Source organism: Streptomyces sp. NPDC091292 (assembly GCF_044757265.1).
GTDB lineage: Bacteria > Actinomycetota > Actinomycetes > Streptomycetales > Streptomycetaceae > Streptomyces.
Genome location: NZ_JBIVUQ010000019.1, coordinates 132421 through 139082, shown reverse-complemented (window position 1 = coordinate 139082; position 6662 = coordinate 132421). Strand labels below are relative to the sequence as shown.

Genomic DNA, 6662 nt, shown 5'->3' with positions numbered 1-6662 from the left:
CGCCATCCTCGCCGGACAAGGCCGCGTCCTCGGCAACGACCTCGCCCACACCCCCACCCACACCCACTGCGAACTCGCCCACGGACACCCCGGCCAACACGCCGACCACGTATGGGACTGGGACCACAAGCCGTCCCACGCACTCTGGGCCCGGTGGGACACCCAAGACGCCACCCCCCGTTACGAAAACCTCCCCTGGTGCGAAACCCCCGGCGGGCCGGACGCCGACGCCTGCACCCTCTACCTCGACCACCCCCACCCCCACTCCTGGACCCTCACCGACCCCGACGCGGCTGAAGCCTGACGCGGTCTATGCCCTGCTGCGACGCTGCGTGACTATCCCCTCTCCGCGCAGTGAACCGCCGTAGCCCCGGGATCCGTCGTGTCGGTGCGAGCGAAGAATGAGTTCTCTGGGAAAGAGGCGTGACCGATGGTGGACCGACACTCGTTCTGGGCCGGCGAAGAGCTGCCGGAGCGGAACAGGCAGGATCTGGCGCGGAACGCGGCAGCGTATCCCGGGTATCCCGCAGGCAATTGGAACCACACGCTGTGGGTGCACCCCCGTGGCACGGACCTGGGCGGCAGCAAGTCGGCCGAGGAGCTGATGGCGAGTTACCGTGCGGCGGCCGAGCCGCTGGGGTACACCGTGAAGGACCTACGGGCGGAGGCGCCCGCCCTGGTCGAGGGTTTGAGGGATCTGCCCGAGAACCTGCGGAACCCGCAGATGCTTACCGACATTTGGGCCTTCGAGATGCGGAACAACGGCCAGATCTCCGTAAAGGACAGTGCGGTCTACCTGGTGCAGGGCGCGTATGGCGGCGGGACCTCCGACTTCTCCGCCCGTCCGGATGAGGGAGCGCAGTTCTCGGGGGCGGAGGAGGTCTTCGACCGCGATTTCGCCGTCCCGATGATCAACAGCAATGCCGCCATCTACTACCTCCCCGTCGACCATGTGACCTACAGCGAAGACGACATGGACAACGACGACGCCATCGCCGAGGCCCCGCAGATCGACATCTGGGCCACATGGGTCAAGCCGGGCAGCGAGGGCCAGGAGATCATGCGGGGGGCCTCCGAGAGCATGATCACGCGGTACGCCAAGATGGCCGAGGCGTCCGTCGCCCAGGGTGACGTCACGATGGTGCTCGGGCCTGAGCAGGGAAGGTTCGTCCCGGGAGAGTTCAGTACCCTGGCGTCCGAGTTGGGCAAGAAGACCAATGTCGCCGACCCGGAGTGGGCGCTCCTCCCCGGGCAACTCGCCGTCCACTCGCTCTACGACGGCATCGCCAAGGTGGACGACCGGTCCGGTCGGTCGGTCAAGCAGGTGCCCGACGAGAAGTGGCCCGAGCGCACCTTGGAGACCGGCCCGCTCGGCGCGGACCGGACCCGATCCCTGCCCGCGCTGAACACCACGAAGACCTACGAGGCATCCTGGAAGCAGGGCCGCGAGCCGGTCAACCCGGCGGCGGCGTACTACGCGGCCCAGTCCCCGGGCATGAACCCTCGCGGACAGGGCTCCTCGTACTCCCCGCCGCAGACCGGGATACCGCGCTCGCCGGCGTCGAGCAACAACTCCGGCCGGGGCAGGTAGCCACCGAGCCGAGCCGAGTCAGGCTGAGTAAAGCCCGCGTCAGGCCGTGGCATTCTCCGGGCACCCGCACGACCGGCGATGCATCAGACGCGGCTCCAAGCGCTCGGTACGCGGCGCCGCCCCTGGGTCGTCCAAGCGGTCGAGGAGCATACGGATGGCCCGCTCGCCGAGTTCCGTACAGGGCTGGGCGAACGCCGTCAGGGGTGGGGCGAAGAGGTCGGCGCCCGGCAGGTCGTCGTAGGAGACCAGGGCCATGTCCCGGGGGATCGACACACCGGCCGCGCGCAGCGCCTGCATGCTGCCGATCACCATCGAGTTGTTGCCGATGATCAGGGCGGTGGGTGGTGTGACGGTGGCGAGGAGGTGCTCGGTCGCCGCGTGGCCGCCGGCGATGTCGGAGTGGCCGTCGGCGATGAGGGAGGTGTCGTAGGGGAGTCCGGCACGGTCCAGGCCGGTGCGGTAACCCGTCAGGCGTTCCTCCGTGGTGACGAGCCCCGCCAGTCCCGTCACCATGCCGATACGGCGATGGCCCAGCTCGGCGAGGTGGCGTACGAGGGTGGCGGTGCTCTCCTCGTTCTCCGGGCCGATCTGGTCGAAGCGGTCGTCCACGAGACGGTCCACCAGGACGGTGGGCACCCGGGCGGCGGCCAGATGGGCCAGCGTGCGCGACGGGTCGGTGGACGGTGCCAGGACGACACCGTCCACACGGCGCTGGAGCAGGCCGCTGACCACCTTGAACTCCAGGTCGGGTGCGTCGTGCGAGTCGGCGAAGACCAGCGTGCGCCCCGCGCGGCCCGCCGCACGGTCGACCCCGCCGAGCACCTCGGCGAAGAACGGGTTGGTGATCGCGGAGACCACGACGCCGATGGAGTCCGTACTCGACGTGGCGAGGGAACGGGCGAGGGTGTTGTGGGTGTAGCCGGTCTGCGCGATGGCGCGTTCCACCCGCTGCTTGGTCTCGGCGCGCACCTGCCGGGTGCCGTTCACCACGTAGGAGACGGTGGCGATGGACACGCCCGCGACACGTGCGACCTGCGCCATGGTCGTCATGGGCCTCCTCCGGCGTACCAACACGATCCGCGTACGTTAACCGTGTGCATGTTAACCGCTTAGATTCCAGTGTGCCCAGCTCTTGCTAAGCGCTTAACTTCGGCCTAGCGTGACCGGCATGCAGGTCCCCGTACACCTCGACGCACTCATCGAACGCGCCCGGAGCCTCACGGCGCCCGGACGGCGGTCGATCCTGGGCATCGCCGGGCCGCCGGGGTCCGGGAAGTCCACGCTCGCCGCCCGCGTGGCCACCGCGCTGGGCCCGGCCCACGCGGCCATGGTGCCGATGGACGGGTTCCACCTCGCGAACGAGGAGCTGCGGCGGCTCGACCGCCGACAGCGCAAGGGTGCGCCGGACACGTTCGACGCGCGGGGCTACGTGGCTCTGCTCCGGCGGCTGCGCGACCGGACCGAGAGCTGTGTGTACGCGCCGAAGTTCCACCGGGAGATCGAGGAAGCCATCGCCGGTGCCATCCCGGTCCCGGCCGATGTTCCCCTGATCATCACCGAAGGCAACTACCTGTTGCTGGACGAGGGCCCCTGGAGTGAGGTCAGGGGGCTCGTCGACGAGGTCTGGTACGTCGCCCCCGCCGAAGAGGACCGGCTTACCTGGCTCATCGAACGGCACACGGCGTACGGCAAGCCGCCCGACGAGGCCCGCACCTGGTCCCTCGGCACCGACCAGCGCAATGCCGACCTGGTGGCGGCCACCCGTAACCGGGCCGACCTGGTGTTCCCGCCTCCGCCTCTCGACCACGCACCCGGACCAGCCGAACCCTCCGTACCACCCGTACCGCTCGACAGGAGAACCGACCCCTCATGACCGACGCACTCAAGCGCCTCTCCGACGAAGGCGTCGCCATCTGGCTGGACGACCTGTCGCGCGGACGGATCACCTCCGGCAATCTCGCCGAACTGATCGACCAGCAGCACGTGGTGGGTGTCACCACCAACCCGACGATCTTCCAGAAGGCGATATCCGGAGGGCAGGGGTACGGGGAGCAGATCTCCGATCTCGCCACGCGCAAGGTGCCCGTAGAGGAGGCGCTGCGCATGATCACCACGGCGGACGTGCGGGACGCGGCCGACATTCTGCGCCCGGTGTTCGACGCCACCGGGGGTCAGGACGGGCGGGTCTCGATCGAGGTCGACCCGCGCCTCGCCCACAACACGGCGGCGACCATCGCCGAGGCCAAGCAGCTCGCCTGGCTGGTGGACCGCCCCAACACCCTCATCAAGATCCCGGCGACCCGGGCGGGCCTGCCCGCGATCACCGAGGTCATCGGCCTGGGCATCAGCGTCAACGTCACGCTGATCTTCTCGCTCGACCGCTACCGCGAGGTCATGGACGCGTATCTGGCGGGTCTGGAGAAGGCGAAGGCGGCGGGCATCGACCTGTCGGAGATCCACTCGGTCGCGTCCTTCTTCGTGTCGCGCGTCGACGCGGAGATCGACAAGCGCCTGGACGCCCTGGGCACTTCTGAGGCGAAGGAGGCGCGCGGCAAGGCGGGCGTCGCGAACGCGCGCCTTGCCTACCAGGCGTACGAGGAGGTCTTCGGGTCCGATCGCTGGGCCGCCCTCGACACGGCGGGCGCGAACAAGCAGCGTCCGCTCTGGGCGTCCACGGGTGTGAAGGACCCGGCGTACAAAGACACCCTGTACGTCGAGGAGTTGGTGGCGCCGAACACGGTCAACACCATGCCGGAGGCGACGTTGTACGCCACCGAGGAGCACGGCGAGATCCGGGGCGACGCTGTCAGCGGGACGTACGCGCAGGCGCGGGCGGAGATCGACGCCGTCGAGAAGCTCGGGATCTCGTACGACGACGTGGTGCGGGTGCTGGAGGACGAGGGCGTCGAGAAGTTCGAGGCGTCCTGGAACGACTTGCTCGTGTCGGTGGCCGCCGCGCTGCGGCAGACCTAGGGGCCTCTGACGCTGCTCATGGTGGTGCGGGGGCGCCGGGGAACTCGGCCCGCACGGTGAGTCCGCCGCCGGGGTTGGCGCTTGCCGTGAGGGTGCCGTGGTGGGCGGCGGTGATCGAGCGGACGATGGCCAGGCCCAGGCCGTGCCCCGAACGGTCGCTGGAGACGCGCGGGCGGGCCCGATAGAAGGGCTCGAACAGGCGGTCCACCACGGCCCGGTCCACCCGCGGGCCGGTGTTCTCGATCTCCAGGACCACGGTTCCGCCGGTTTCGCGGAACACGGCGAGGTGGACGGAGCCTCCGGCGGGGAGGTTGTGGGTGAGCGCGTTGTCGAGGAGGTTGAGGACCAACTGGCGGAGCAGGGTCGCGTTGCCGGTGACCTCGCAGTCGAGGTCGGTGTCCACATTGAGTCGGATGTCCCGCGCGCTGGCCTGTTCCACGCGCTCGGCGGCGGCCTGCTCCGCCAGGTCGGTGAGGTCCACCGGGTCGGGGTCGAAACGGGGGTGGTCCGCGCCCGCCAGGTCGAGCAGGGCGTGCACGACGCTGATGTTGCGCTCGTTGGATGCCCGCAGGATGGGGGCGAGTTCGGCGAACTCCTCGCCGGTGGGGTCGGCGGCGGCGATCTGGAGGACGGCCCGGGTGGTGGCCAGCGGGGTCAGCAGCTCGTGCGAGGCGTTGGCGGCGAACCGCTGGTGCGCGGCGAAGGACTCCTCAAGCCGGGCCAGCATCGTGTCGAAGGTGTCGGCCAGTTGCTTGAGTTCGTCCTCGGGGCCCTCGGCGTCGATACGGTCCGTCAGGTTGCCGTCGGCCGCCTTCGCCGCGGCCTCGCTGATGGTGTGCAGGGGCGACAGCAGCCGCTTGGACAGCAGCCAGCCGGCGCCGAGGCCGACGGCCATCACCAGGAGCACGCTGCCGGACGACACCAGGAGGACCGTGTTCCAGACGTCCTCCTTGGTGGAGATGCTGCCCGGCCGGTCGGCTGCGGGGCTCAGCTGAAACTCGGGTCCGAGGTTTGGTGCGGGGCTCGGCCTGGTGGTCGGGGCCGGTTCCGTGGTGGGCATCGGGGACGCGGGTCGGTGCGAGGCGCCCTCCGGTACGACCACCGTCGTGCTGAGGTCGTACATCGGCAGGAAGCGCATCCCGGCGTAGATGATCGCGACCATGAGAGCCGCGCAGACGGCGAGCGCCGATCCGAAGCCGAGGAAGAGCCGGCTGTGGATGCTCAGAGTGCGCCGCCGAGGCAGGCGCGGGGTGCCCGGCCGGTGCGGGCGTCTCACTCGGTGCCCAGGTAGTAACCGGCGCTGATGGCCGTCCGTACGAGTCGCGGTTCGCCGAGTTTTTTGCGCAGGGTGTGCACCACGAGGCGTACCGCGTTGGTGAACGGGTCGGCGTGTGCGTCCCACGCCTTGTCGAGGAGGTACTCGGCGCTCAGCACACCGCCGTCGGCACGCATCAGCAGCTCCAGGACGGCGAGTTCCTTGGCGGTCAGGCGTACTTCGGTGCCCGCGCGGGTGACCCGGCGGCGGTGGGTGTCGAAGGTGACGTCGGCGAAGGTGAGGACGGGGGAGTGGGCCATGGGGCTGCGGCGGTACAGGGCCCGTAGCCGGGCAACCAGTTCGGGGAAGTCGAACGGCTTGGCGAGGTAGTCGTCGGCGCCCAGGCCGAGCCCTTCGACCTTGTCGCCCAGGCGCCCGGCGGCGGTCAGCATCAGGACGCGGCAGCCGATGTCCATGGCGACGATCCGGCGGCACACCTCGTCGCCGTGCACATCGGGCAGGTCCCGGTCCAGGACCACCGCGTCGTAGTCGTGGACCGCGACCCGCTCCAGGGCCGTGCCCCCGTCGTGCGCCACGTCGACCGCGATGGCCTCCCGCCGCAACCCGATCTCCAGGACCCGGGCCATGTACAGCTCGTCCTCGACCACCAGCACACGCACGCGCGACAACCTTTTCTTTTCATTAATTTCCGGGCTTCCCTGGGGAATTGCCGACCGGTTACGGATCCGGACTCATCCGTCATATCAAACGGCGTATTTGATCCGTGTATGAGGTGCGCTGTGCCGCCCCGGTCGGCAAACACCCTTCAAAACTCCGCCTTCC

7 protein-coding genes are annotated in these 6662 nt (G+C 69.5%); 4 read left to right on the top strand and 3 right to left on the bottom strand.

Annotated features, from left to right (window positions below):
* Together ACIQNU_RS35295 and ACIQNU_RS35290 are read left to right on the top strand one after the other, a co-directional pair.
* Window positions 1-304 (top strand): hypothetical protein (locus ACIQNU_RS35295; RefSeq protein ID WP_401374168.1); only part of this gene is annotated, 304 nt, incomplete at its 5' end.
* Window positions 305-430: 126 nt separating this feature from the next.
* Window positions 431-1591, top strand: coding sequence for a hypothetical protein (locus tag ACIQNU_RS35290; protein ID WP_401374166.1), 1161 nt, complete (start codon window positions 431-433; stop codon window positions 1589-1591).
* A 39-nt stretch (window positions 1592-1630) separates the two neighbouring features.
* Here ACIQNU_RS35290 and ACIQNU_RS35285 read toward each other — a convergent pair whose 3' ends face one another.
* On the bottom strand, window positions 1631-2641 hold the full coding sequence (locus ACIQNU_RS35285) for a LacI family DNA-binding transcriptional regulator (RefSeq protein WP_401374163.1): 1011 nt from the start codon (window positions 2639-2641) through the stop codon (window positions 1631-1633).
* Window positions 2642-2759: 118 nt separating this feature from the next.
* Between ACIQNU_RS35285 and ACIQNU_RS35280 the strand changes: the two genes are divergently transcribed.
* Window positions 2760-3464 (top strand): nucleoside/nucleotide kinase family protein, encoded by a 705-nt coding sequence (locus ACIQNU_RS35280; RefSeq protein WP_401374161.1) that lies wholly within the window; start codon window positions 2760-2762, stop codon window positions 3462-3464.
* Window positions 3461-4564 (top strand): transaldolase, encoded by a 1104-nt coding sequence (gene tal / locus ACIQNU_RS35275; RefSeq protein ID WP_401374160.1) that lies wholly within the window; start codon window positions 3461-3463, stop codon window positions 4562-4564. The genes ACIQNU_RS35280 and tal overlap by 4 nt, the downstream gene beginning before the upstream one ends.
* Window positions 4565-4580: 16 nt before the next feature.
* On the opposite strand, the gene ACIQNU_RS35270 is transcribed toward tal, so the two are convergent.
* Window positions 4581-5840: a sensor histidine kinase gene (locus ACIQNU_RS35270; protein ID WP_401374157.1), complete on the bottom strand. Its 1260-nt coding sequence runs from the start codon at window positions 5838-5840 to the stop codon at window positions 4581-4583.
* The gene (locus ACIQNU_RS35265; protein WP_401374155.1) at window positions 5837-6499 is read right to left on the bottom strand and encodes a response regulator transcription factor; all 663 of its coding nucleotides are present in this window, start codon (window positions 6497-6499) and stop codon (window positions 5837-5839) included. Before ACIQNU_RS35265 ends, ACIQNU_RS35270 begins: the two co-directional genes overlap by 4 nt.
* Between the last annotated feature and the right edge of the window lie 163 nt (window positions 6500-6662).